Below are 24,506 nucleotides of genomic sequence, written 5' to 3'. Positions count from 1 at the left end.
AAGATATATAATGGAAAAAGTGTATACAGCTGTTGTAACAGCTAAAGGCGGCCGTGATGGTCATATTAAATCGTCGGACGGCATTATTGACCTGGACTTGAAAAAACCGGTAGAAATGGGCGGTGAAGGCGGCAGTTTTACCAATCCCGAGCAATTATTTGCTGGCGCTTATGGCGCTTGTTATCTGGGCGCCTTAGGCAGCGTGGCCAAAAAAGATAACATTGATGTAAGCGAGGCAACGGCTGAGGTACACGTAAGCTTTAATAAGGACGATAACGCCTATGTGCTTTCGGCCGAATTGCATGTACACATTCCGGGCAGGAGCCTGGACGAAACACAGCAACTGGCGGATAAAGCTCATCGTGCCTGTCCTTATTCGAAAGCTGTGCGGGGAAATATTGAGGTTAAGGTCATAGCAGTATAACGCAATCACCTTCTAATTAAAAGCTAACAATAGAAATGGTTCACAGCTCGAAGTTTCAAAAACTTAGGCTGTGAACCGTTTTTTATATACTTGGGTTTGAGGAAATATGTTGTTAATTAAGACACGGCAACTTCAGCGCTTTCAGTAATAGGCAACTGGTTTGGTCTGCCGTTTTTAAATGCTTTACGTGGAGTCAAACCCAGTAATTCAAACATGGCCATATCCTCATCAAATGACGGGTTAGGCGTAGTTAAAAGTTTTTCACCAGCAAAAATAGAACTGGCACCTGCCATAAAGCATAAGGCTTGTTCAACAGTACTCATTTCGGTACGGCCTGCAGATAGTCGCACTACCGTGCGCGGCATAATAATGCGGGCGGTTGCAATCATGCGCACCATATCCCAAACAGAAACCCTCGGCTGCTCGGCCAATGGGGTGCCTTGAACTGGTACCAGGGCGTTTACAGGCACTGACTCGGGATGCTTTGGCATATTAGACAAGGTCTTTAGCATGGAAATCCGATCTTCGACCGTTTCACCCAAGCCGATAATACCACCACTGCAAACTGAGATTTTAGCTTTCCTAACGTTTTCAATGGTTTTTAAACGGTCGTCATAAGTACGAGTAGTGATAATGCGCTTATAATCCTCTTCAGATGTGTCGAGGTTGTGGTTATAAGCGTATAAACCTGCATCGGCAAGCCGTTGAGCCTGACTTTCTGTAAGCATGCCTAAAGTGCAGCACACTTCCATATCCAGTTCATTAACGGCTTGTACCATTTCAATCACTTTATCAAAATCGCGGTTATCACGTACTTCGCGCCATGCTGCACCCATGCACAAACGAGATGCGCCGCCTGCCTTGGCTTTTTGAGCAGCAGCTACAACTTCATCTTTAGGTAAAATGGCATGCACATTAACGCCGGTTTGAAAACGTGCAGCTTGCGGGCAATAAGCACAATCTTCAGGGCATCCACCGGTTTTAACAGAAATCAGCGAGCTGATCTGCACTTCAGCGTAGTCTTTATTTTCGCGGTGAACAGTTGCCGCCCGGTAGATCAAGTCCAGTAATGGCGTATGGTATATTTCAGAAATTTCTTCTTTGGTCCAGTCGTGTCTTATTTCAGTCATTGGATAGAACTTTAAACTGTGGCAAATTTATAATAAAAGCTTTGTTGCCAACCATAGTGGCATCAAAAAACCTATACAGTCTGTAAAAGTGGTAATAATAATGGACGAAGCTACAGCGGGGTCGATACCCACACGCTTAAGCAGCAGCGGTATTGTGGCACCAGTAAGGCCGGCGACAATTAAATTACCTGTCATAGCTAAAAACATAACCAGCCCTAACGTAGGGTTGGCATCATAAACAAGCGCTACAATAAAAACAATTAACCCAGTGGTGGCGCCATTGGTCATTCCAACCAAAAACTCCTTAATTACAGTGATATAAGCCTGCTTATCTGTTAAATCGCTTAATGATATGCGCCTTACTGTAACAGCCAGTGCCTGAGTGGCTGCATTACCGCCCATACCTGCAATAATTACCATGTAGGCCGAAATGATTGGTATTTTCTTCGCCGTTTCATCAAAGCTCCGGATAACAGAAGCTGCTAAAAATGCTGTTGCCAAATTAATAACAAGCCAAGGCAAGCGGCTTTTAATGGCAGCCTGCCAGCTACCTCCTAATTCCTCATCTTCAGACACACCTGAAATTTTCAGAATGTCTTCTGTATTCTCCTCCTCCAGCACGTCCATAATGTCGTCGACCGTAATACGGCCGAGCAATCTCATGCTATCATCTACGACGGGAATACTGGTTAAATTGTACTGTGAGAAAAGCTTGGCTACCTCTTCCTGATCGAGATCCGCTTTAACATATACAAACTCCGTATTTACTAATTGAGATACGGTTACTTGCCTTTTCGCCTTTATGATATCTTTGATAGAAAGTATACCTTTCAGTTCGTTATTATCATTTACGGCATAAAGCGTATAGAACTCTTCCATCTGCTCCGACTGGAGAATGATTTCTTCCAAAGCCTCATTCTTAGTAAAATTGATGTTAACTTTAATGAGGTCGGTATTCATCAAACCACCGGCCGTTTCCTCGTCATAGTTGAGTAAGGCGCGTATGTTCGTCGCGTCTTCCTCATCAATTTCACCTAAAATTTCCTGCTGATCGCTCTCATCTAGTTGTGAAATAAGGTCGGTAGCATCATCGTAATCAAGTTCTTCAACAATCTCCGACCGTTTTTCCGGCGTCAGATTAATTAATAATTCTGCCGGGTGATCTGCGTCATCCATCTCCGAAATAACTTCGGATGCCTCTTCGGCCGGAAGAATGTTAATGATTCGTTCGCGTTCTGCAGGCGAAAGCTTCTCGAAAAGTATGGCAATCTCAGAGGTATGATACTGTTGCAGAACCTGTTGCAGGTCTGCATCACTACCATCAAGCGCTGCTTTAAGGCGCTGCAGGTCTGACTTATCAATTTCAAAAGATTGCATATATGCCCAAGTTACAAATTATAGGGCAAAAGGCCATTAAAAAAGGGTAATATGTAATATTACCCTCTTTACTAAAAATCACATAAAAGTTCTTTATATTATACTAAGCTACTTTCTTAAGCTTGTAAGATGTATTGTCATGGTTTATAACCAGTTCATTCTGGTCTATCGATTCAATCATGATTTTACGTTCGCCCAAGCGGTCGTAATTGTGAATTAATAAATAATAGCCGTCATCGTTTTTAATTAAACGAAAAGGCGACACAATAGTACCCGCGGGTTGAGTTTCTTTAAAAAATTTGATTTTTAGTAAATGTTTAACAAAATCGAATTCGAATCTTCTCTCGTTTTCGAGATAAATCCCAATTGGCAAGCCGTTCATGATGTTTGGAGGTTAGATGTAAATGTTACCCTAAATTAAATAGTAATTATATTTTTTGCAACTAAAAAGACTAATTTATTTATTAAGTCATTTAATTGCTAAATACTATATAGGTAATTGGTTGTAACATTATATAAACTGCTGAGTTTATTGATTGTTTGGCTAATCTTTAATTTTCTTACAGCAATTTTTATAGTGCATGTATTATCGGCGTGTTGCTCCAATATATTTACGCCCTCATCTTTCAGAATTTTCATCACATCATTCATCTGCAGGTAATCAAAATCAATGCTATAAACATCGCTGCTTATTTTTTCAACAATTCCAGCTGCTGCTAAACCTTGCTCTGCCGCCGTTTTGTAAGCATTGATCAAACCGGGCACACCCAATAACTTTCCTCCAAAGTATCGTACGACTACAATGAGGGTGTTAGTTACATTTTTAGATAACATCACATTTAGTATAGGCCGCCCAGCAGTGCCCGATGGTTCTCCGTCGTCATTCACCTTAAATACAGAACGGTCTGGCGTAATGCGCATTCCCCAGCAATGATGGTTAGCTTTAGGATGCGCAGTCTTTAACTGATTTATAAGCGGCTTAATCTCACTTTCTGATGTAATGGGATAAACAAAGGTAATGAATTTACTGCCACGGTCGGCAAAAGTACATTCGGCCGCTTGTTTAACAGTGAAGTAAGTATCTTCAAATAGCATAATAACTATAATTGAGCGCTGTAAGCAATTACCGCAATGGCAATTACGGCCAGTGCTATGCCAACTTTATGGAGTAAACTCAGCTTTTCTTTAAATATCATTAAACCAACTAAGGTGCCGGCAGCAATAACACCAATGTTCATTGCTGTAAAAACTACAGATGGGTCACTGGCTAACGCTCTATGTGCTTTAAGGTAAAACAAAATGTTACCAAAATTGAAGATGCCGAGTATCCAGCCAAAAAAAATGTGCCTAAACAGAAAGCGTTTATTTTTGAATTTAATCTGATACAGAGAACCCAGCACGGCTATTATAAATGCAGCAACATAAACAATAAACAACGATGCCGTATAAGGTGCTGTTTTGCTGGTGGCCATCTGCTTAAAAAGTATATCAATTGCACCAAAGCCTAAAAAAACAATTAAAAGGTAGAACCAGGTATTTTTATTATCCTGGGTAACTACATGCTTTTTTTGCCAGGGTATAAGGCAAAAAATAGCAGCAAAGCCAAGGGCTATGCCAAAAAACTTTAATAACGTAAAATGGTCTCCTAAAAATAAAAAGGCGGCAGTGAGTGAAATAAGTAATGATAAACGTTGAGCTACATCGGTACGTACAATACCTGCAGATCTAACTGCCAGCGCCATCATATAAAAGATGACGGGCAACAATATGCCTAACAACAAATAAATATTAATCGGTGCGTTGGTTACGCTCTTTACATCAGGTCTTAAAAAAATCCAGGTGAGCAGCGCTGCTATGGAATAATTCCAGGTGATGGCTTGTACCACGTTAATTTGATAACGCTTAGCCATTTTTAGCAGTATAGACACCAGCACACTACAGCAAACACTTAGAAATATATAAAGCATCAATGGCTATTGGTTGTAAATTAATTGCAAACGATCATCTCCTACCACGGTTTCTTCAAATCGGCTTCCGGTAACAACGGGCGCTTTTATACCATCCCGAAGCATACTTGTGCCGGTAAATATACGTGCTTCGTCCCATAAACCTGTTTCTATAAATTGGTTTAATGTGTGAGCACCGCCTTCAATGATAATTGATTGCACATCTTGCAGATACAGCTGAAACAAGATGTACTGTGGTACAAACCGGTCGAAATCTTCTAAAGCAATATACTTAGTCTTACCTTCAACGTCTGTCTTCAAAGCATTAAATACGAAGGTATCTACTGAATTATCGAATAAGTGTAAACTATGATCCAACTCCAGGTTACGGTCAATTACAACCCGTTTGGGCGACTTGCCGCTCCAATAACGCGCGTTAAGCTGAGGATTATCAATCCTCGCGGTATTTTTACCTACAAGTATAGCATCCTCTTCTGTCCTCCAACGGTGTACTAATTTTCTGGCTTCTAATCCAGTTATCCAATGCTGCGAGCCATCCGCCGGTGCAAACATGCCATTAGCCGTCTGTGCCCACTTAAGCACAATATAAGGGCGCTGCTGCTGCACACGTGTAAAAAAACGCTTATTAATTTGACGGCATTCTTTTTCCATTACCCCTGTCACAACTTCAACGCCTGCTTGCATTAGCTTCTCTATTCCTTTTCCATCTACCTGCGCAAATGGGTCGCGGCAGCCAACAACTACACGGGGAAATTTATGCTTGATGATCAGATCAGCACAAGGTGGTGTTTTCCCGTAATGTGCACAGGGTTCTAAGGAAACATACAAGGTACATTGTCTGAACAGGTCGGCAGCGTTTTCATGTATCTCTAAAGCCTGGTTAACGGCATTTACCTCCGCATGCGCTTGTCCGTATTTTCGGTGGTAACCCTCTCCTATTATTTTCCCCTCGTGCACAATAACGGCACCCACCATTGGGTTGGGGCTTACCTGCCCTATGCCTAAAGCTGCCAGCTCCAGGCAGCGTTGCATAAAAATTTCAAGGTTAACCATCGCACAAAAGTAGCTTTTATGTTTATTTGTTGCATGAAAACGGTTAAAGATGCTTTTGATAGGTTTAAGACAGATTTAACTGGCATGTACAGCACTCAGGAAACTGATGCTATAACTAGCTTGTTATTAAGTGATTTAACCGGAAAAAACAAAGGCTGGCTTAAGGCTTTTGACAGTTATGAAATGAGTACGGAACAGTCTCAGCAATTATTGGATGCGCTCGAACAATTAAAGACTGGAAAACCTATTCAATATATACTAGGACATACAGAATTTTACGGCCTGAATTTTATGGTAAATCCATCAGTTCTTATTCCACGACCGGAAACTGAAGAATTAGTGGAATGGGTGTTAGCATCGGTTGATAGAGAAACAAAATACGACATATTGGATATGGGAACCGGCAGCGGTTGCATACCTATTTGCTTGAAAAAGTTTTTGCCGGCCAGTACCGTTGCTTCCATCGATCTATCTGCCGAAGCTTTACAAACAGCTGAGAGAAATGCGGAATTAAATCAAGTAGATGTGAAATTTCTGCAAGCTGATATTTTAAATTTGGCAGAACCCGAAGTTACAAGCAAGCAATACAATGTTATAGTAAGCAACCCACCATACGTTACCATGACCGACAAGGAGCAAATGCACCAGAACGTAACGAATTTTGAGCCGCATACTGCGTTATTTGTAAGCAACGAGCAGCCGCTGATTTTTTATGAGGCGATAGCCAGTTTTGCCCATACAAACCTTACCAAAAATGGGTTTTTGTTCTTTGAGATTAATGAGAGCTATGGCAACAAAACGGTTGATATGTTATTAGCTAAAGGATTTGTAAACATCGAATTACGGCAGGACATGACCGGTAAGGATCGAATGATTAAAGCTATGAAAACTTAGATATTTAAGTGTCAGACGCTGTTTCACGCTTTTTACGCAACATAGCCAGGCTGTCTTTTACTAACCATTGCGTTTCCAGCCAGCCAATTTTATACACGTCCCACAAATCAAATTTCATATAACGCTGTAACCAGCTGTAGCTTATAATCATGCCGGTTAGTATAGGCAGTATGGTTGCCAGGGCAACTCCGTAAATATTGCCGAACACCCACACACCAACAAAATCGCCCACTACGTTAGCAATTAGCATAAATACCAGTTTAATTGCGTTTACCCGGGGCTGGTTAATGGCGTCGAGGGTAAGTGCCATAAAACGTTCAACCGGATATAGCAACGCAAACGACATAAAAACCCGAAGCACATTCGCAGCTTCGGTAGACAGGTACTTCTTGTCTACAATCCATATGGCAATTTCGGCGAAAAGCAGCGATCCTATCACCACCGGAATTAGAAGAATAGTAAGCAAGCCAGCGTATTTTTTGAGCAGATAGATTACATGATATTTATTATCCTGATTATAAGCAGCAGATAACGGTGGCATAACGGTGGCTGCAAAGCTGCGTAACGGAACTTCTACAAGCTCCATTAACCGCAAACCTAAATTGTATATAGCGAGGCTGCTAGGACCAAGCATAAAGTTAATTATAGACGTATCTGAATAACGGAACAGGTTGCTGCCTAACGAAGTGCCGACACTATATTTACCAAAAGCGAAAAGCGCTTTAACGGTAGTGATGCTTTTATTAGCAAGAGTACCCAAGCGGGCCCAACCCAACACAATAGTCATTAAACTGGTTACACCACCTGCAACAAACCCTACGTAAATAGCTGTATTTAAATTAAGCGACTTGGTTAAAATCAACGTGAGCACCATTGTAATTGATAACACAGTACTGATAGCACGAATATAAAGTAACCTGTCGAACCGTTGCTCAGCCTGGGCCACACAGCTGGCTATAAAAGACGGTAACGTAATTACAAACACTAAACCAAACCACTTTAAAAATAAATCTAACCCACCATCTTTAATATGGATAGATGAAGCTAAGTAAACCAGATTTATGATAACAAATATACCGGTAATTAAAAGTGACAAGTACCAGGCCGACCCCGCTACCTCGGCCGCCCGCTCTTTTGTAGTACCCGAGTAAGATGTAATAAAAGCAGTTGTAATTAAACCTGCCCTTAAAGTATCAACCAAGCCTATAGTGCCCTGGAAGAAAAACCACACCCCCATTGTTTCTATTGAAAGATAATTAAACAAAATAGCGATCTGAACCAGGTTTAGCACCTGCATAATAGCAGTGCCTATCAGGTTTACGATATGTGGGTTTTTAAGTTTTTTGAGTATTGGCTTTAGTTTAGCAAGCATTACAGCGTTTAAGGTATCTTAAATGGTTAATTATTATGAAGGACGTAATCAGTTCAGTTTTTTCAGCTTTATAGTGCTGTTAACCACTTTGCCTTTTAAATACAAATTGCGCATTACACTTACGAAGAAAGAATTACTAAGTTTCCATTTGCTACGTACCATTGTGTTGGGTTCGATTGCACCATGTTCGTGCAAAAACAAATCCGAGTCGGCATTAAACATTAATGCCCTGCCGTTTTTACGGATAAACTGCATACACATGTTGTATTCAGTCGGGTCGCCACGTTGGCCCTCTATATATCGCCCAAACTTTTGAAAAAAGTGTGACCGGCGCAGATGCGGGTGATCACTGTACAAGCGAAACTTTAAATGATTAAGATGTAATAGCGTAGGTTTAAACAACATTTCTGCATATCCCAGCTTATAGTCTTTAAGGTATGGAAATGGCGCCCACGGGAAAGTATAAAAGCGAATTATATCCCAGCTTTCCGTATCCATTAGCTTAATTGCATTTATAAAGTTCGGTGCAAAGTCACAGGTGGGTTCAAAATCTTCCTGTACATACAGCGTATAAGGCGTTTTGACAGCATCCTGTCCCCTGTTTATGTTGGCGCCCAAGCCTTTGTTTACCGGTGTAGTGATTAGCCTGAATGTATAGATTTGCTGTAATGATTTAACGTAGCTTAAATGTTCAGGCTTACTTCCGTCATCAGATATAACAATCTCTTCAAATGATAAATCTTCCTCAGCACAGCGTTTTAGCAAATGCTCAAGCGACTTACTGCGATTGTAATGTGTTATTAATAAGGTTACGCGGTCAAAATTGTATGGAGCTCCCATCAGTATATCTATAAAATTAACCGGTAATTTTTCTAACAAATCGTTTAACCATGCGCACGCGACGCGTAAACGCGCCCACCAATTTGAAATCCTTCCAGTCCGTTTTACTTAAGTAATCAAAGAAGATTTGGCGGTACTTTTCACTGTATGTATAGTTGGTGTAAATAGGTTTATTGCCTATATAGTGTAAAAGCTTAGCGCCGGGTTTATCATTGTCTACTAAATGGTTCCACTCCGGGTCGAGTTCTACCCAGCGGTTGGCTAATACTGCATTTAAACAGTATTGGTCCCCATATACAATGTGCTTTTGATATTTTACAGCAGCATCTAATGCCTTCGTACAAACATCAAACTCGTTCCATTTTTGCAGGTTTATAAGTAATAACCCCGCATTCAGGTATTTGTCATCCGCTTGATATCCTAACTCTTTCCAATTGCGCACGCCTCCGCCCCATGAACATCCAAGCGTTTTAATACCCGGATCCTGTACAGCAGCAATAATGCTGTCGCCAAATTCAACCTCCCACAACTCGGCGATGTTACCCAGTACAATCATGTCCGAATCCAGATACAAAACACGCTCAGTACCTTCTGGAATAAAAGTATGTACAAACAGCCTGAAAAAAGTGGTTACCGGCAAAGCGGCATTATTAAAGTACGGTATAGTAATCTTGCCCACCACGTCTTTTACCAGTAGAAACTTAATGGCAATTTCCTTCGAACTGATAGAATTAATTAGCCGTTGACGGTTTGCAGCGCTAATGCCATCGTCTATAACGTAGATATCTTTTTGAACTCCGGCCGAATTTATTTCGAGAGATTTAATTGAGGCGGCCAATAGTGGTACGAAGTTATTATCACAGGCATAAACAACACTTAAACGCCTATCAGTACTTGTCATATATGGATTAGTAGTAGGTTTAATTTCAATTTGCAATAGCAATTAATTAGCCAGCCGCAATGTAACAACAATAAAAGCGCTGGTTGAATGGCTAGTGTACGGCACATGCGCCCAAAAGCCATTTTTTTAGTTATACGTAAAGTATGTGTGGATGGTTATGGAAAGTTCAATATGTAACAAACGGGAAAATTGTTCCTCGAACTATCGCTTAAAACCACAAAACCCGCAATTGCTTGCGGGTTCTTGGTAAATAAATATATACTGTCTTATTCGCCGTAAGCTTTAACAACCTGCTTCTGGACGCCTAAGCCATCAATGCCTAATTCAATTACATCTCCAGGTTTAAGATATACCGGTGGATTGAATCCTAAACCTACGCCAGCAGGTGTTCCGGTGGAAATAACATCGCCTGGCAACAAAGTCATAAACTGACTAACATAAGAAATCAGGAACGGGATATTAAAAATTAAGTTGGCTGTTGTGCCGTTTTGCATTTTTTGCCCGTTAACAGTTAACCACAAACCCAAATTGTTTACGTCGCCTACTTCATCGGGCGTAGCCAAAAACGGACCTAACGGAGCAAATGTATCGCAACCTTTCCCTTTATCCCAGGTTCCATTACGTTCCAATTGAAATTCACGTTCAGAAACATCATTATGCAAAACGTAACCGGCTATACAGGCTTCAGCCTCTGCTTCGCTCACATAACTCGCTTTTTTGCCTATTACTACTGCTAACTCTACTTCCCAATCGGTTTTAACAGAGTTTTTAGGTATAACTACATTATCGAACGGGCCCACTATAGCTGTGGTGCTCTTCATAAACAAAACAGGCTCGGGTGGCAATGGCGCTCCCGTCTCCTTAGCATGATCGGCATAGTTTAAACCTATACAAAGTAATTTTGACGGACGAGCTACCGGACTTGCCACACGCTCATCGGCGCCAACCTCAGGCAGATTATCTTGATGTTCCTCTATAATAGCCTTAAGCTTTTCCAGGCCGTTGGTCTCAAAAAATGCTTCATTGTAGTCAGGGATGAAGCCTGATACGTCGTACCGTTTATCATTTATCAGTACACCTGGTTTTTCCTGTTCCTGATGTCCAAATCTGATTAATTTCATATCGTGTTTTTATGTGTAGCGAGTACTTAATGTTTGGGAACAATAATAGGTGTAATTCTTGCTTTTTACCAAAATAACTTACCCTTTGTTCAGAAAATCAAGTGCCTGATCGTTTATCAGTCCATCGGTATGTAACTTCTCCCAAAAAGCTGCAGGTATAACAGCGTTTACCATTTGGATATTTTGAGCTACACGTTGCGGATTGGAGGTGCTTAAGGCTACGCTTGCAACACCGGGCGCAGTTAATCCAAACCGAACACATACTGTTGCCGGATCGAGCTCAAAATCTTTACAGCATTCGTAAAATTGATCGCGCCATTGGTAAAGTGCTTTACCGTTGTCGCTTTGCTTATCAATAAGCTTATAGTTATAGTAGTCTCCGCCGGTTAAGAAGCCAGCGTTAAATACAGCCGAGTTGATGATTAACGTACCTTGGTCTTTTAGCTTCTGCATAAATGCTAAAAGGTCTGCCGGATGACTATGTGCCGTCATGCTATTGGCAATCATTACCCAGTCTAACTTTACATCGCGGTTAATAAGCTCAATGCTTTTCCAATCCTTGGCGCCCACGCCGACAGCCTTTGCTTTACCTTGTGCCTTCAATTCAGTTAGCGCTTCGTAAGCAGCCAATATATCCTGATATCTTTTATTACGATCTGATTCATCAGTTGCCGCAGTAAGGTATTCATCAGGATCATGTACCGATACAAACTGAGTTTGATAATTTCCTAATAATTCATTGCCTTGCTCATAACACTCCAAAATGCCTTCATAGCTTATTTTTTGAACGGCATCGTACTTTAAATCCTTCCAAACACCGGGTTCAAACGTAGGTTCGGGCGTTTTAAGCTCCGTACGCACCCAGCCTAGCTTGTTACTTATCAGTACTTTATCAGGGTGTACATTTAAATCTTTTAAGCATTGGCCCAGCGATTCTAAAGCTAAGCCAGCCCCATATTTACCTGCCGAATCGAAAACAGCCGGCACTCCGCTATTACTTACAAATTCATCCACAATAGCCCGCTTTTTTTCATGAGGCAAGGCAACGTACAAATTCCCTAACCCGCTGGTACCAAAAATCACCTTCGGAAGTTTTAGAGATGGCTCACTGAACTGCATATTATTTTTCAATTGGTTAGTGTTGTGGCAAAGCTATTACTATCTGCGAAATTATTGAGCGTTAAGTTGACAATTCTGAATTGACATATACCTATCACGCTAGCAAGGGCTGAATTACCGGCCAAACTTTATCGGCAATTATTTGGTATCCCTGGGCCGTAGGATGCAAACCATCGCGTAAATTGAGATGCGAAACGCCTGCCACACCATCTAGCAAAAAGGGCAAAAAAGCCATGTTGTTCGATTTGGCGACTTGTGAAAACACCGCTCTGAATTGCGCAACAAACGCTCCAGGTATCCAGCCAGGTAGTTCCATACCCAACAAAGCCATTTTTGCATGAGGATGTGCAGCCTTCACTTTGTTAATAATAGCTTGCAAATTGCTGGCCGTTGTTTGTGGCGATATACCACGAAGAATATCATTAGCACCTAATTCCAGCACAAAGACATCAACTGGTTGCTTTAACAATAAATCTATTCTTGCAAGCCCACCGCTTGATGTTTCTCCGCTTACGCCGGCGTTAATTACCTGGTATGCAAGTTTCTCTTTTATGATCCGGGCTTGTATTAAAGCCGGTAAAGATTCGAGTGATACATTTAACAAGCCATAGCCGGCAGTTAAACTATCCCCAAAAAACAATATATTCTTCAATTTATTTTTCCTTTTTAATTAGTTGCGTAAGTAAATAACGCTCAGGATGCTGTTTACTTATAATGTCATTATTAATCAAAATACTGACACCTTGTTTGCACTTTATTAACTTCACCCCCATGATTAGTATTTTAGGTTGCGGTTGGTATGGACTAGCTTTAGCGAAAGCTTTGTTGGGTGAGGGTGAATTGGTTAAAGGATCCACCACTTCTGAAGCGCGTTTGCCCGACCTTACTCAGGCCGGCATAAAACCTTACATCGTTTCAGTTACTGAAGAAGGCACTGCCCAGGCATCAGGTTTTTTTGAGACCGACACCTTAATTGTATGTATTCCGCCCAAATTCAGGAGCGGACAAACAGCAGCTTATCTTTCAAAGATGGAGAATATTATTGCGGCTGCCATAAATCATAACATAGGGCAAGCGATCTACATAAGCTCAACGGGTGTTTATCCAGACAACAACCAGGTTGTAGATGAATCAGTACTACCAGAACCTGATGAGGCATCCTCAGCGCATATACTATTTGCTGCCGAACAATTGTTTATGAAGCAAACGGCGTTCAAAACAACCATAATACGCTTTGGTGGTTTGGTTGGCCCGGGCCGTCATCCGGGCCGTTTTTTTGCTGGTAAAATAGGCGTAGATAACGGAAGAGCTCCCGTCAATCTAATACATCTGGATGATTGTATACAAATAACCCTGTCAGTGTTAAAGCAGCAGGCGTACGGATTCACATTCAACGCCTGTTCGCCGAGTCATCCACAAAAGCAGGTGTTTTATACTCAGGCGGCAATGCACGCAGAACTGCCGTTGCCGCAGTTTAAAGATGAATTAAACGATTGGAAAACTGTAAATAGCATAAATTTAGGCCGCATACTCAACTACAAGTTCATTGTGGGTGATTGGAAAAGCTGCTTTGCGGAAAATAAATTTTAATTTTAGTCGTCGGGCAATTATGAATAGCACGTTCGTCCATCTTGGGTAATAAATTTCAATTTAAAAATACCTGATATTGTAACACAATGCTGCTTTTTCGATCGGTTTGAACTGCTTTTGCGCCCGGGCTCAATGTTTCAAATATAGGTCTGTTTTGATAAGCAAACGTAAGTTTAGAGGTATGTCCCTTCAATAACCAGCTCGCTCCTGCCTCCCAATAGTTCATTTTACCAGCTAGCCGGTCATACTTGGCATATTGTAAGCTGGCGTAGGGCAGTACTGTTGTGCTTCCTATCAAGTTATTTTTAAACTTGTAACCAACCTGTGCATACAGTAAGCTGCCCGATCCGAATGATGGGTAGCCGTTACCGCTGCCATTTATAATAGTCGGCATTGTGCTGCCATTCGCCGGATTCATGGTCGACTGATTGCGAATGTAACCAGGGCCGTGTTGCAGGTTCATATATGCAGCATAGGCGCTAATAGCGGTGCCGGTTGCCGTATTTAACGGAGCATCATAGTAGGCATCAACAGCAAAATGACGCATTGGTGATGTTATTGTATCGGTAAGGCTCACACCTTTTCTCCACATAGCATCGGGCTGGTATTGGAAGCCCGCCCCTACGTTAAACACACGCTTTGTGCCTAAATACGTACCTGTTGCATAGGGCGTTGTATTCGCTTCTTCATCTAAAAACTGCCATTGAAAATAACCCTGCCATTGCATTTTTGCAGGCATTGCTGAATAAGTGGAATAATCAGTGAGTGCTGCATTATAATTTGAAGATTTTTGAACAGCCATCGGACTGCTCATTATTAATCGGTAATCTAACTTACCCAGCTTGCCCTTTGCGTATATGCTTAATTTTCTTAAAAACTGATCGGTAACATCGTTAGTTGTTTGCTCAAATAAAGGAGCATCCAACCCCAATATGCTCCCTACAGATGGTGCTGCATAACGTGAAAGGCCGTTCCATGCTGTAAGGCCAGCACCGAGAGAAAGCCGCTTACGTGCAATTTCATACTCGCCGGTAATATCGTGTATAAAGAAACCCGCTTTACGATCTGAAAGGAAATTGAAATTGTTCATACCTATTTGCGAATAGATAAACACCCGGTCGGCAATTTGCCCGTATGCCTGCAGCCTGGCCCTCCTGACGCCAATATCGGTATAGCTACTTTTGGGATAACCATTAATGGTTGTGCCAGGGTTCATGTCTGTGTTACGCACCCAAACCTGCGATATCAGCGTGACTTTGAAATAGTTGCTGCCATCTTCGTTAAGCCAAAGCTTACCGTCTTGTATTTTTTGCGCCTGTACGTATGTAACCGTTATTAGCGTAAATATGAAGGCTGTAATTTTAGTAAATTTATGTTTCATTAATTGGCGGATGTAACAAATCGTTGTCAAACTTTGGAAAAAAACTTGAGAATAAGCAGCCTTAATTTACGATGAGCTTTTACCGTTAATGATTAGCGGCTGTTTTCCTTATAGTGAGTTACTCCTTTTTTGTTTAGATACTGGCTTTGATATGATTGTTAATTAGTCAGTTTGGAGATAGCTGGCATGGTTGTTAAGCATTATTTATTGTTTTTAATTTAAAAAACAGATGCCTGATTTTAATCCAAAACAAGTTTTATATACTGCTGACGCGCTTAATGAGCGCGGATTAAGGTTAGCTGAGAAATATTCAGACGCTGTACATGTGCCCGTTAAACAACACAACAGACTGGTCGAGATTGATGAAATATCACATTATAAGGCTAAGACGGATTTGTTGGTTTTAGGCAGGCTTAAAACGCTTGATATAAAATATAGCGGGCGTAGCTCAGATTATATTGCGCCAAGTTTGGCTAATGGCTGCTTTGGCGCCTGCACTTATTGTTATGTTGATCGGCATAAGAAAGTTAATCCCATAACCATTTTTACCAATGTAGACGAGATACTGGCTAAAGTAGATAAGCATGTGGCTTTATTACCATGGCCGAAGGCGGCCAACCAGACGGATGATATCTATTACACTTACGATATTGGCTGTAATTCAGATATTGCGGTTGATTATGATATATCACCCGGAATTGCCGAGGTGTTTGAATTTTACAAACATCATCCACGTGCTAAAGCAACATTTGCCACCAAATTTGTAAACCCAAACATGTTAGGTTTTGATCCGCAGCGAAAGGTGAGAATAAGGTTTAGCTTAATGCCTACCGAGGTAAGCAGGCTGGTAGATGTACGTACAGACAGCATTGAAAAGCGCCTGAAAGCCATCAACGACTTTTATGAAGCCGGGTATGAGGTACATGTCAACTTTTCTCCTGTTATTGTATATGACCGGCTTCGTGGTGTAGACAGGGATTGGGAAGAGGATTACCGGGAACTTTTCAGGCAATTAAACGCAGCAGTAACCGAAAAAGTCAAAGAACAGATGCAATGCGAAGTGATTTTTTTAACGCATAACGAGCGTCAGCATTTGGTTAATGTTGATATAAACCCTAAAGCGGAAGAATTACTTTGGCTGCCCGAGTTACAGGAGCAAAAGCGAAGCAGTTTTGGCGGTGTTAATATCCGCTACCAATACCAACTAAAGGCCAAAATGATAGATACTTTTGTAAATATGCTTACTGAAGAAATACCCTGGTGCGGTATCAGATACATATTCTAATATCCTTAAGTATAACTTTTTGAGTGCAACTAGTTATGTGGATGATTAAGCGTTCGCTCTGACTGGTACACAATGTCCTTTATCTTGGTATCCAACTCATTAATGGTAAGCTCAATCATAGGGTAATAACTGTTAAACACGTAATTATCATCCAGCTTTAATACTTCCATTAATCCCATTAAAGATGCAACAGGCTTGCGCAGTTCATGCGATTGAATTGTGGCGATCTTCTGTAAGGCCTCATTCTGTTTGTCAATCTGCTCTGCGTTTTGCTTACGTATAGTTACATCGGTTGCATTAATGGTTACGCCAATTATCAGGCCGGTATTATCAGTAACCGGTTCAAATGTCACTTCCAACCAGCGGGCGTCTTCCTGTTCATACTGTAACAGCCATTCGGAATTTACAACCTTACCCTTCATTGCTGCATGAATGTTCTCAAACATTTCATCAGTATAATTTTGATTAGTAAGCGTTAAAAAGTGAACACCCTGCCTGATCTCTTTTTGGTAATTGGCTTTGATATATTTGTAGGCAGCTTTATTGTAAGCAAGCACTTCCATATTACGGCCAATAAGTATGTGAATGTCTTTTTGGCTGTCAAATACCGCCTTTAGTTTAATCTCCGAATCCTCTATCCTTTTCTTTTGAAGCTGGGTGCTTTGGTTTTGCTCCATTAAGCTTTGCATACTCCAATTCAGTTCAATTAAATTGGTAACCTGTTTGGATAACACTTTAATTGTATTAATCTGCAATTCGCTTAACTCAATTGGCTGAACATGTAATACGCACAAGCTACCAACTGCGTGGCCGTCATAGGTCATGAGGGGTACTCCGGCGTAAAACTTAACGTAGGGCGCGTTACTTACAATAGGCAGATTTGCAAAGCGACTATCCTGGCTGGCATCTTTAACAATCAGCACCTCATCGTGCAAAATGGTGTGCTGGCAAAATGATAATTCACGTGCGTTGCAATTGATTTCACCCGTACCAACGCTTGCTTTAAACCATTGCATTTTATCGTCAATAAGACTTATAAGAGCTACGGGTACGTTACAAATACTGGCTAACAGATTTACAATATCATCTAAATCCTTTTTAATACCAGCATCAAGCTTTTTAAAACGGTCAACTGCGTTTAGCCGTTCAAATTCATCAATCATATCCTTTAGGTGGCTATAACCAGCATTTTAATTTTTTTAAAAATAAAATTATTTTTTTAATATTTAACACGATAGCCACTTTTTTAGTTTACACCTTACAACGCTCAGATGTAAAATAATTACTGTTTAAGTTTCTGTTGAAAAACTTTTTCAAGCTTATCTACTTTTGGTTGAATCACCATGCGGCAATATGGTTTGCTGCCATTTAAATTGAAATAATTTTGGTGATAATTTTCAGCAACAAAAAAGTTGCTGAAACGGGTAATCTCGGTAACTATTGGGTGTGGGTATACCTTTTGCTTGTTCAGTTCAGCTTTGTAAGTCTCAGCCAATTGTTTTTGCGCTGCATTATGATAAAAAATAGCCGAACGATATTGTGTGCCCTCATCAGCTCCCTGCCTGTTTAGCGTAGTAGGATCGTGCATTTTCCAGAATATTTCAAGAAGGTCTTTGTAAGAAATAATCTCAGGTTTAAACGTAACCTGCACAACTTCGGCATGCCCGGTTGTACCTGTGCAAACATCCTCATACGTTGGGTTTTTCACAGTGCCGCCCGAATACCCCGACTCTACTTTTGTAACGCCTTTTAAGCGCTGAAATATAGCTTCTGAGCACCAAAAACAGCCCATACCAAATGTTGCTTTTTCAGTTACTACATCCTTCTTATCCTGCGCAAAAACAGCAGGGATAGTAAGCAGACTTACTATCAAAAAAATTACAGATTTAATTTTAATCATACCACAAGTACGCAGATTTATATAAGATAGTTCTCAAGGCCTGTGTTATGACTTTTGTTTGATAATTGCTACTACTTAAATGTTGTAAGACCGCTCGCCTATTTCTTTACCCAGGTGTTGTATTTGTTCTGCATCAAGCAGTAAACCTGCGTGTGCATGCGGCTCATATATCCACACATTATGCTCATTTTTAAAAATGCATCCGCAAAGCTGGTCACAATAAAAAAGATCAAAGACGTTAGCACTATCGGCATCATCGCGTGACTGGACGATGACAGCAATCGGATGATCTTTTTTGGGTATATCTATTTCAAATGTATTTGCCATGTGTGTAATAACCGTTTTAATTTAAGTTGGTTTACAATACTACGTCATTTTAACAACTTACTGTATACTTACACCGGTGCTAATAACTGATCAAAACTGCAACTCTTCACCTAACTGCGTCACCGTCAGCTCATCTCCTATTTTGATTTCGCCTCTGCCGTTATGAATAATATTTTGACCAAAATATATCTTATTACCGGCTTTACGATATTTTGATAATGTTTTGAGCGGCTCGGTACTCGTAACAGCCGTTTGCTGGTCAACACCTATCATAACACAACGGGCGCATGGCTTAACACCATAAAATTTTATTCCTGCTACCTCAAAATGCCGCAGCCGGTCTTCTATGTAAGGAGCCGTTCCTTGTATAACGATATTGGGCCTGAATCGGTTGATGTTGATTGCAACGTCAAGCCGGCTATTCAAATCACTCAAAGAAGCTTCACTTACTAAAAGCATAGGATAACCATCAGCAAAAGAAGTAATATGACCGGAGCCGGCGTAGCGCGGGTCAACCGGCCTGATGCTATCATCTGTCATATATAATAAACGGCATGATATTCCTAACATTTGGCTAAACCACTCATTGGCCGCTGTACTTACCAAAGTGCCTGTGCAGGGCGAGTCCCATACATCAACGCAAACTCTAACATCAGTTTGAGGTAAATAAGGTATCAATAAATTTTTGCCGGTTGATGTGTAGGTAATAAACAGGCCATGCTCATGCAACTGTTGTTCAAACAGCGCCATTTGCGGAAGATACCGTTGTGATAAAAATTCATTGTTGTCATTAACCAAAATCCAGCGGCGGTCGTGCTCCAACCCTCTTGATGTAAGCGAGGCCCTTTGTAAAGCAATGCCGCCTAATGATTTAATTGGATAGATGTACAACTGACTGATACTGGCCATAATGACATTGTAAGTAGTACCAAAGATAAAGACTTTGGTAGCTATAATAAATATTTTGAAAGCTTAAGTTTGCCGTTATCAACCTAAACTTGCATATTTGCACCGCAAAACACCTTGCAAGGTTCCATAGCTCAGCTGGATAGAGCAACTGCCTTCTAAGCAGTAGGTCTCAGGTTCGAATCCTGATGGAATCACAAGAAAGCCCCTTTAAAGTTACTTAAAGGGGCTTTCTTATTTATTGGGTAAACTGTGGATAAACAATTAAAATTTATGCACCAAATACTCTATTATTGACCCAGTGCTGTCACTGTAGTATACAGTTAAGAATTCTTCTTTACAAAAAGGTGGTTCCACTTAATCTAAAATTAATTTCAAACGACCAGATCAATTAAGCTAACTTCAATTATTATGTTAGCTAATGCACTGTATCCTTAACGTCGCTTAATAACTATTGTTAAAAAAAAGATCTGTTATACCTTAAACACAAAACATTTCTTAGAACTAATTAAGCATTTTTCTGTTAAGGTGTAAATCGTTCAGTATGAAAAACTTATTTGTTAAAGAAAATGATAACAGTTTGGTTATTGCAGCCGTTGCTGTAGGCGCCATAGCTGCTGGTGCAATAGCTTACCTTTACGCTACTAAAAAGGGATACTCCTTCCGTAAAAAATTGTCTAATGTAGCTGAAGAGGCTAAAGACCATAGTACCGATTATCTCGAAAAGAAAAATACCAAACGTAAAAGGAAAACTACAGATTTGCACGAAATAGAGCAAATAGTAAAAGGTTAACTTTAAGCATGAATTGGAGAAGGCTAAAGCCGGGATATTGGGTGCTGATTGGTGTTATCGTACTTTTATTCATCATAAGGCTTATGCTTCCGGCTATTGTTAAGGGTTATGTAAACCGTAAATTAAACGAATTGCCAGGTTATACCGGCCATGTAAATGATATCGATATACACCTGATTCGTGGCGCCTATGCAATTGATGGTTTGGTGCTTCGGAAAAAAACCGATCCGCCTAGATACCCCTTTTTGAAAATAAAGCATACAGATCTGTCACTGGAATGGAAAGCCATTTTTAAAGGACGTTTGGTGGGCGAAGTAATTATGAATGAACCTGCCATACATATACTGGCAGAAACAGCCGATATATCTAAATAGCCGGCAAAAGAGCATTGGACACGGACGTTAAAAGCGCTAATGCCTATGACCATTAACCGCTTGCAAGTTAATGGTGGCCGTATAGCCTATATGGATTTTGCAGCAAAACCAGACATCAACCTGCATATTCAGAACATGCAATTAACTGCGCTTAACCTGGCTAATGTTGAAAAAACCGGTGAAGCTTTGCCTTCTACAGTTAGCCTGACTGGAACGTCAATAGGAAATGGAAAGCTTAAGGCCGACATGAAGATTAATGTTTTAAAAGAAATTCCTGATTTTAGAATAAGCGGCCAGTTGACCACCGTAAAACTAACCAGCTTGAATGACTTTATAGAAGCTAAAGGCAAGATTGATGTAGAGAAGGGTACACTGGATATGTATAGCGAGTTAGAAGCAAAGAATGGAAAGTTTAACGGGTATGTTAAACCTTTTATTAAAGGTGTCAAGGTGCTTAACTGGAAAAAGGATGTGAAGAAAAAAGGCGGCATCTTTCAGGCCGCGAAAGAAGCGGTAGTAGGCTTGTTCGTTAAAGCTGTTCAGAACCCAAAAACTAAAAAAATTGCAACTAAGGTTCCCATATCTGGCAACTTAAATAATCCCGAAACCAGCGGATGGCAAACTTTTGTGGGCGTGCTTAGAAATGCTTTTATCAAAGCGTTTACACAAGGCATCGATGGCACTATAAATTAACAGGAATGCACGAACATTTCGAAACAATAGGCATTAAACCGTTTTCGATTCACAAACTTGATTGCAGTTATTTAATCCATTTTTTCAGAATACATAACCGTTAGTACATTTGCAACTGGTTGTCGATGCTTGCGGGTTTTAATTTAGCTATAGCTGGTATCAGCTTATCGGCCTCTCCTTTTTGAGCTTTACCTATTAGCGTCACAACATTCTGTGCAACACTGGCTTGTACTGCAGGGTACACAGCCAAAACGCTGTCTACCGCTTGCTTCAGCAGGAAATCGTTATTCAAAATTACTGGTGCGACTACTAATTGGTTATGCAAACCTTTAATAAGGTGTATGCTTTTTACGGTTTTTTCCACCTCCGATTTTGCTTTTCTGGTAGCGCAAGCGCCGGTTAATGTGACTACACCCTTCTCAACCGAATAGCTGACGCCTGCAAAACTCACGTCAGTTTTTGCCTTAGTAACCAAATCAGCTTTAATTTCCTTGTCCAAACTTTGCTAACTACAGCTTGCAATTGCAATAGATATCAACGCACCTATTACAACAATTGTTATGCTGTTTCGCTTAATTGTCTTCTTACAAGTTTTCATATGAATTCCTGGTGTTTCGTTATAGTTAACAATACTTCAGCACAAGAAATGGTTTGCTAATTAAATCTTGTTGCTTTAAATTAAGCTGTAAACGCTATCTTTGCCCCGGCTTTTGGTTCCTGTAGCATCGCTCTTCAGGATTAAAAGGGAATTTGGTGTAAATCCAGAACTGTCCCGCAGCTGTAAGTTCTAATACAAACCGAAGTTCATTCTTTAGTCACTGTTCCGTTAACACAGAATGGGAAGACGAACCAAGGGGAACAAGTCAGAATACCTGCCTCTAGCTTTTATAATTCATAGCTTTCGCGGATTGAAGCTGGATGAAGATACTTTTCGTGTTTTTCATTTGTAGTGTACAATTTTCGGTATGCTGTGGGTATTTAACTCACAACACACATGGAATTAACTGAACTTTACACGCACTGGCGTGCAGGGTTTTCTGTAAGATTTATTTTAACCTGGGTATTGGTAATGCTTTTGGTTAGCCACTGCTTTGTTTTGTGCGCACAAGTAAAAAAGCCGGCAGTTGATAGCTTACGCAATCATCACTTACAGGAAGTGCAAATATGGTCGGGCGCACAAAGTATCCCCCTCGCTAGTCCTACACCTGTGCAACTATTAAAGGGCGCAGCTCTTGAGAGGTTAAGCACTTTATCTGTTGCAGACGCCATACGTTACTTTTCAGGCGCTCAACTTAAAGATTATGGCGGTGTAGGCGGCTTAAAAACAGTTGATGTGCGCAGCATGGGCAGCAGCCAGGTGGCGGTGTTTTATGACGGCATACAGTTAGGTAATGCACAAAACGGGCAGGTTGATTTAGGTAAATTTTCATTAGACAACATAGGTGAAATTGAGTTATACAACGCCCAAAAAGGCAGTATCTTTCAGTCGGCAAGGGCACTTGCAGCAGGCAGTGTAATCTATCTTACCGCAAAACGGCCTGTTTTTGAAACTGGCAACAATAATCATTATAAAGTAGCCTTTAAGACAGGCTCGCTGGGGTTAGTTAATCCTTCGGCACTTTGGCAACATCGTATAAGCAGTAAAACATACAGTACTGTTAGTACCGAATGGACGCGTGCAAGTGGCCGATACCCTTTCAGATACACCAATGGCGCTTATGACACCACTGCAACAAGAAATAACGGTGACATCGACGCCTTACGCATCGAGGCAGGATTAAACGGAACATTAAGCGACAGCAGCACATGGTCTGTCAAAACCTATTTGTACAACTCCGAACGTGGGTTACCAGGTGCCATTGTAGCCAATAAGTTTAACTATAATCAGCGCGAATGGGACCGCAATTTGTTCATACAATCGGCTTACGAAAAAAAAGGTCCGGTATACAGCTTATTAGCTAATGCTAAGTATTCGAGAGACTACCTGCGATACCTGGATCCTGAGATTGTAACCACAACCGGATTCTCCGATAGCCGTTACCACCAACAGGAACTTTATTTGTCTGTAACCAATCAAATTGTTATCAAAAAGTTTTGGAACACGGCTATCTCGGCAGACTACCTACTTAATACCATGCAATCGAACATTTACAGGTTCACCTACCCTACCCGTAACACTTGGTTAGCAGCAATGGCTACCGAAGTAAAGTGGACCAGATTTATCTTTCAGGCCAACGTACTGGGAACGTTTACCCACGAAAGTACAAAGGCGTTTGAAGCAGCGCCAAACCGGGTAAAATACACTCCTGCTGTAATGGCTTCCTGGCAACCTTTAAAAAGCCCGGACTTTAAGTTAAGGGGCTTTTACAAAGGATTGTACCGTCTGCCAACCTTCAATGAGTTGTATTACACCTTTGTTGGCAGCACATACTTAAAACCAGAATATTCCCAGCAATATGATGCCGGCTTCACTTTTCAGCATAATGGCTCGCAGCGTTTAATAAAGCACATACAATTACAAATGGACGTTTACTACAACCGTGTAGCCGACAAAATTGTAGCAGTGCCGGGCCAAAACCTGCGCCGCTGGACCATGGAAAACATTAACCGTGTAAACGTATATGGAATTGAAACCCGCCTGCAAACGGGATGGCAGTTAAAAAGCAGTTTATTTTTGAATGCCGGTATCAATTATACCTATCAAAAAGCACTCGATGCTTCAAGTGGCTCTATGGCCAACCAACAGATACCTTACACACCGCTGCACAACGGGGCTTTACTGGCTGGTTTGCTTTGGCAACAGCTTAGCTTAAACTACAGCTTTATTTACACCGGCGAGCGCTATAACCAAAGTGCAAATATACCCGCCAACTATGTAGAGCCATGGTACACGCATGATGTAGCAGCAATGTGGCAAACTTCGTTCAAGGGGCATCAAATAAAAGTGGGAATGGATATTAATAACCTACTAAATCAATACTATGAAGTCATTACAAACTTTCCGATGCCTGGTCGTTACTATCGGTTGAAGTTTAGTTTAAATTATTAAACAAATAAAA

Annotated in this window: 26 protein-coding genes, 1 tRNA gene and 1 riboswitch; of the genes, 9 read left to right on the top strand and 18 right to left on the bottom strand. The window is 40.9% G+C overall.

Annotation, left to right across the window (positions count from 1 at the left end; genetic code table 11):
• Positions 1-10: 10 nt before the first annotated feature.
• Positions 11-424: an organic hydroperoxide resistance protein gene (locus tag ABDD95_RS10935; protein ID WP_345951928.1), complete on the top strand. Its 414-nt coding sequence runs from the start codon at positions 11-13 to the stop codon at positions 422-424.
• A 116-nt stretch (positions 425-540) separates the two neighbouring features.
• On the opposite strand, the gene bioB is transcribed toward ABDD95_RS10935, so the two are convergent.
• From bioB to ribD, 6 genes are all read right to left on the bottom strand, one after another.
• Positions 541-1,554, bottom strand: a complete 1,014-nt coding sequence (gene bioB, locus ABDD95_RS10930; RefSeq protein WP_345951927.1) for a biotin synthase BioB — start codon at positions 1,552-1,554, stop codon at positions 541-543.
• 27 nt (positions 1,555-1,581) lie between these two features.
• A complete protein-coding gene (mgtE, locus tag ABDD95_RS10925; RefSeq protein ID WP_345951926.1) occupies positions 1,582-2,931 on the bottom strand; it encodes a magnesium transporter in 1,350 nt (449 codons plus the stop codon).
• Between the two features lie 103 nt (positions 2,932-3,034).
• On the bottom strand, positions 3,035-3,313 hold the full coding sequence (locus ABDD95_RS10920; RefSeq protein ID WP_345951925.1) for a hypothetical protein: 279 nt from the start codon (positions 3,311-3,313) through the stop codon (positions 3,035-3,037).
• 98 nt (positions 3,314-3,411) lie between these two features.
• Positions 3,412-4,026, bottom strand: coding sequence for a YigZ family protein (locus tag ABDD95_RS10915; RefSeq protein ID WP_345951924.1), 615 nt, complete (start codon positions 4,024-4,026; stop codon positions 3,412-3,414).
• Positions 4,027-4,031: 5 nt separating this feature from the next.
• On the bottom strand, positions 4,032-4,898 hold the full coding sequence (locus tag ABDD95_RS10910; protein ID WP_345951923.1) for a DMT family transporter: 867 nt from the start codon (positions 4,896-4,898) through the stop codon (positions 4,032-4,034).
• Positions 4,899-4,904: 6 nt separating this feature from the next.
• Positions 4,905-5,930: a bifunctional diaminohydroxyphosphoribosylaminopyrimidine deaminase/5-amino-6-(5-phosphoribosylamino)uracil reductase RibD gene (gene ribD, locus ABDD95_RS10905; protein WP_352432937.1), complete on the bottom strand. Its 1,026-nt coding sequence runs from the start codon at positions 5,928-5,930 to the stop codon at positions 4,905-4,907.
• A gap of 54 nt (positions 5,931-5,984) precedes the next feature.
• Here ribD and prmC point away from each other — a divergent pair, with 54 nt between their 5' ends.
• On the top strand, positions 5,985-6,845 hold the full coding sequence (prmC, locus tag ABDD95_RS10900; RefSeq protein ID WP_345951921.1) for a peptide chain release factor N(5)-glutamine methyltransferase: 861 nt from the start codon (positions 5,985-5,987) through the stop codon (positions 6,843-6,845).
• Between the two features lie 4 nt (positions 6,846-6,849).
• On the opposite strand, the gene ABDD95_RS10895 is transcribed toward prmC, so the two are convergent.
• The 6 genes from ABDD95_RS10895 to ABDD95_RS10870 form a co-directional block, all read right to left on the bottom strand.
• Positions 6,850-8,217: an oligosaccharide flippase family protein gene (locus tag ABDD95_RS10895; protein WP_345951920.1), complete on the bottom strand. Its 1,368-nt coding sequence runs from the start codon at positions 8,215-8,217 to the stop codon at positions 6,850-6,852.
• Between the two features lie 48 nt (positions 8,218-8,265).
• Positions 8,266-9,057: a glycosyltransferase gene (locus ABDD95_RS10890; protein ID WP_345951919.1), complete on the bottom strand. Its 792-nt coding sequence runs from the start codon at positions 9,055-9,057 to the stop codon at positions 8,266-8,268.
• Positions 9,058-9,073: 16 nt separating this feature from the next.
• Positions 9,074-9,958 carry a glycosyltransferase family 8 protein gene (locus ABDD95_RS10885; protein WP_345951918.1) on the bottom strand — a complete coding sequence of 295 codons (885 nt, stop codon included), beginning with the start codon at positions 9,956-9,958 and terminating at the stop codon, positions 9,074-9,076.
• 266 nt (positions 9,959-10,224) lie between these two features.
• On the bottom strand, positions 10,225-11,079 hold the full coding sequence (locus ABDD95_RS10880; RefSeq protein WP_345951917.1) for a fumarylacetoacetate hydrolase family protein: 855 nt from the start codon (positions 11,077-11,079) through the stop codon (positions 10,225-10,227).
• A gap of 78 nt (positions 11,080-11,157) precedes the next feature.
• Positions 11,158-12,198 (bottom strand): aldo/keto reductase, encoded by a 1,041-nt coding sequence (locus tag ABDD95_RS10875; RefSeq protein ID WP_345951916.1) that lies wholly within the window; start codon positions 12,196-12,198, stop codon positions 11,158-11,160.
• Positions 12,199-12,292: 94 nt separating this feature from the next.
• The gene (locus ABDD95_RS10870; protein WP_345951915.1) at positions 12,293-12,850 is read right to left on the bottom strand and encodes an arylesterase; all 558 of its coding nucleotides are present in this window, start codon (positions 12,848-12,850) and stop codon (positions 12,293-12,295) included.
• Between the two features lie 119 nt (positions 12,851-12,969).
• On the opposite strand from ABDD95_RS10870, the gene ABDD95_RS10865 reads away from it, so the two are divergent.
• Entirely contained in the window at positions 12,970-13,788 is an 819-nt protein-coding gene (locus ABDD95_RS10865; protein WP_345951914.1) for an SDR family oxidoreductase, read from the top strand.
• Between the two features lie 55 nt (positions 13,789-13,843).
• On the opposite strand, the gene ABDD95_RS10860 is transcribed toward ABDD95_RS10865, so the two are convergent.
• The gene (locus ABDD95_RS10860) at positions 13,844-15,169 is read right to left on the bottom strand and encodes a hypothetical protein (protein ID WP_345951913.1); all 1,326 of its coding nucleotides are present in this window, start codon (positions 15,167-15,169) and stop codon (positions 13,844-13,846) included.
• A gap of 229 nt (positions 15,170-15,398) precedes the next feature.
• Here ABDD95_RS10860 and ABDD95_RS10855 point away from each other — a divergent pair, with 229 nt between their 5' ends.
• Positions 15,399-16,454, top strand: coding sequence for a spore photoproduct lyase family protein (locus tag ABDD95_RS10855; protein WP_345951912.1), 1,056 nt, complete (start codon positions 15,399-15,401; stop codon positions 16,452-16,454).
• A 29-nt stretch (positions 16,455-16,483) separates the two neighbouring features.
• Here the strand turns inward: ABDD95_RS10855 and ABDD95_RS10850 are convergent, their stop codons facing one another.
• From ABDD95_RS10850 to ABDD95_RS10835, 4 genes are all read right to left on the bottom strand, one after another.
• On the bottom strand, positions 16,484-17,617 hold the full coding sequence (locus tag ABDD95_RS10850; protein WP_345951911.1) for a GAF domain-containing protein: 1,134 nt from the start codon (positions 17,615-17,617) through the stop codon (positions 16,484-16,486).
• A 119-nt stretch (positions 17,618-17,736) separates the two neighbouring features.
• Positions 17,737-18,354: a peptide-methionine (S)-S-oxide reductase MsrA gene (msrA, locus tag ABDD95_RS10845; protein WP_345951910.1), complete on the bottom strand. Its 618-nt coding sequence runs from the start codon at positions 18,352-18,354 to the stop codon at positions 17,737-17,739.
• Positions 18,355-18,429: 75 nt separating this feature from the next.
• On the bottom strand, positions 18,430-18,681 hold the full coding sequence (locus ABDD95_RS10840; RefSeq protein WP_345951909.1) for a hypothetical protein: 252 nt from the start codon (positions 18,679-18,681) through the stop codon (positions 18,430-18,432).
• Between the two features lie 90 nt (positions 18,682-18,771).
• Positions 18,772-19,590 carry an MOSC N-terminal beta barrel domain-containing protein gene (locus ABDD95_RS10835; protein WP_345951908.1) on the bottom strand — a complete coding sequence of 273 codons (819 nt, stop codon included), beginning with the start codon at positions 19,588-19,590 and terminating at the stop codon, positions 18,772-18,774.
• A 120-nt stretch (positions 19,591-19,710) separates the two neighbouring features.
• Between ABDD95_RS10835 and ABDD95_RS10830 the strand changes: the two genes are divergently transcribed.
• From ABDD95_RS10830 to ABDD95_RS10815, 4 genes are all read left to right on the top strand, one after another.
• A tRNA-Arg gene (locus ABDD95_RS10830) sits at positions 19,711-19,784 on the top strand.
• Positions 19,785-20,131: 347 nt separating this feature from the next.
• Positions 20,132-20,380, top strand: a complete 249-nt coding sequence (locus ABDD95_RS10825) for a YtxH domain-containing protein (RefSeq protein WP_345951907.1) — start codon at positions 20,132-20,134, stop codon at positions 20,378-20,380.
• An 8-nt stretch (positions 20,381-20,388) separates the two neighbouring features.
• Entirely contained in the window at positions 20,389-20,754 is a 366-nt protein-coding gene (locus ABDD95_RS10820) for a hypothetical protein (protein WP_345951906.1), read from the top strand.
• Positions 20,755-20,799: 45 nt separating this feature from the next.
• Positions 20,800-21,447 (top strand): DUF748 domain-containing protein, encoded by a 648-nt coding sequence (locus ABDD95_RS10815; RefSeq protein ID WP_345951905.1) that lies wholly within the window; start codon positions 20,800-20,802, stop codon positions 21,445-21,447.
• A 100-nt stretch (positions 21,448-21,547) separates the two neighbouring features.
• On the opposite strand, the gene ABDD95_RS10810 is transcribed toward ABDD95_RS10815, so the two are convergent.
• The gene (locus ABDD95_RS10810; RefSeq protein WP_345951904.1) at positions 21,548-21,946 is read right to left on the bottom strand and encodes a BON domain-containing protein; all 399 of its coding nucleotides are present in this window, start codon (positions 21,944-21,946) and stop codon (positions 21,548-21,550) included.
• A 195-nt stretch (positions 21,947-22,141) separates the two neighbouring features.
• A riboswitch (cobalamin riboswitch) is annotated at positions 22,142-22,342 on the top strand.
• A 99-nt stretch (positions 22,343-22,441) separates the two neighbouring features.
• Here ABDD95_RS10810 and ABDD95_RS10805 point away from each other — a divergent pair.
• On the top strand, positions 22,442-24,496 hold the full coding sequence (locus ABDD95_RS10805; protein WP_345951903.1) for a TonB-dependent receptor: 2,055 nt from the start codon (positions 22,442-22,444) through the stop codon (positions 24,494-24,496).
• The last annotated feature ends 10 nt before the right edge of the window (positions 24,497-24,506 follow it).

The sequence above is a fragment of the Mucilaginibacter sp. PAMB04274 genome, assembly GCF_039634385.2.
GTDB lineage: Bacteria > Bacteroidota > Bacteroidia > Sphingobacteriales > Sphingobacteriaceae > Mucilaginibacter.
Note: the sequence above shows the minus strand (reverse complement) of the source record. Positions and strands in the feature narration are given on the sequence as shown.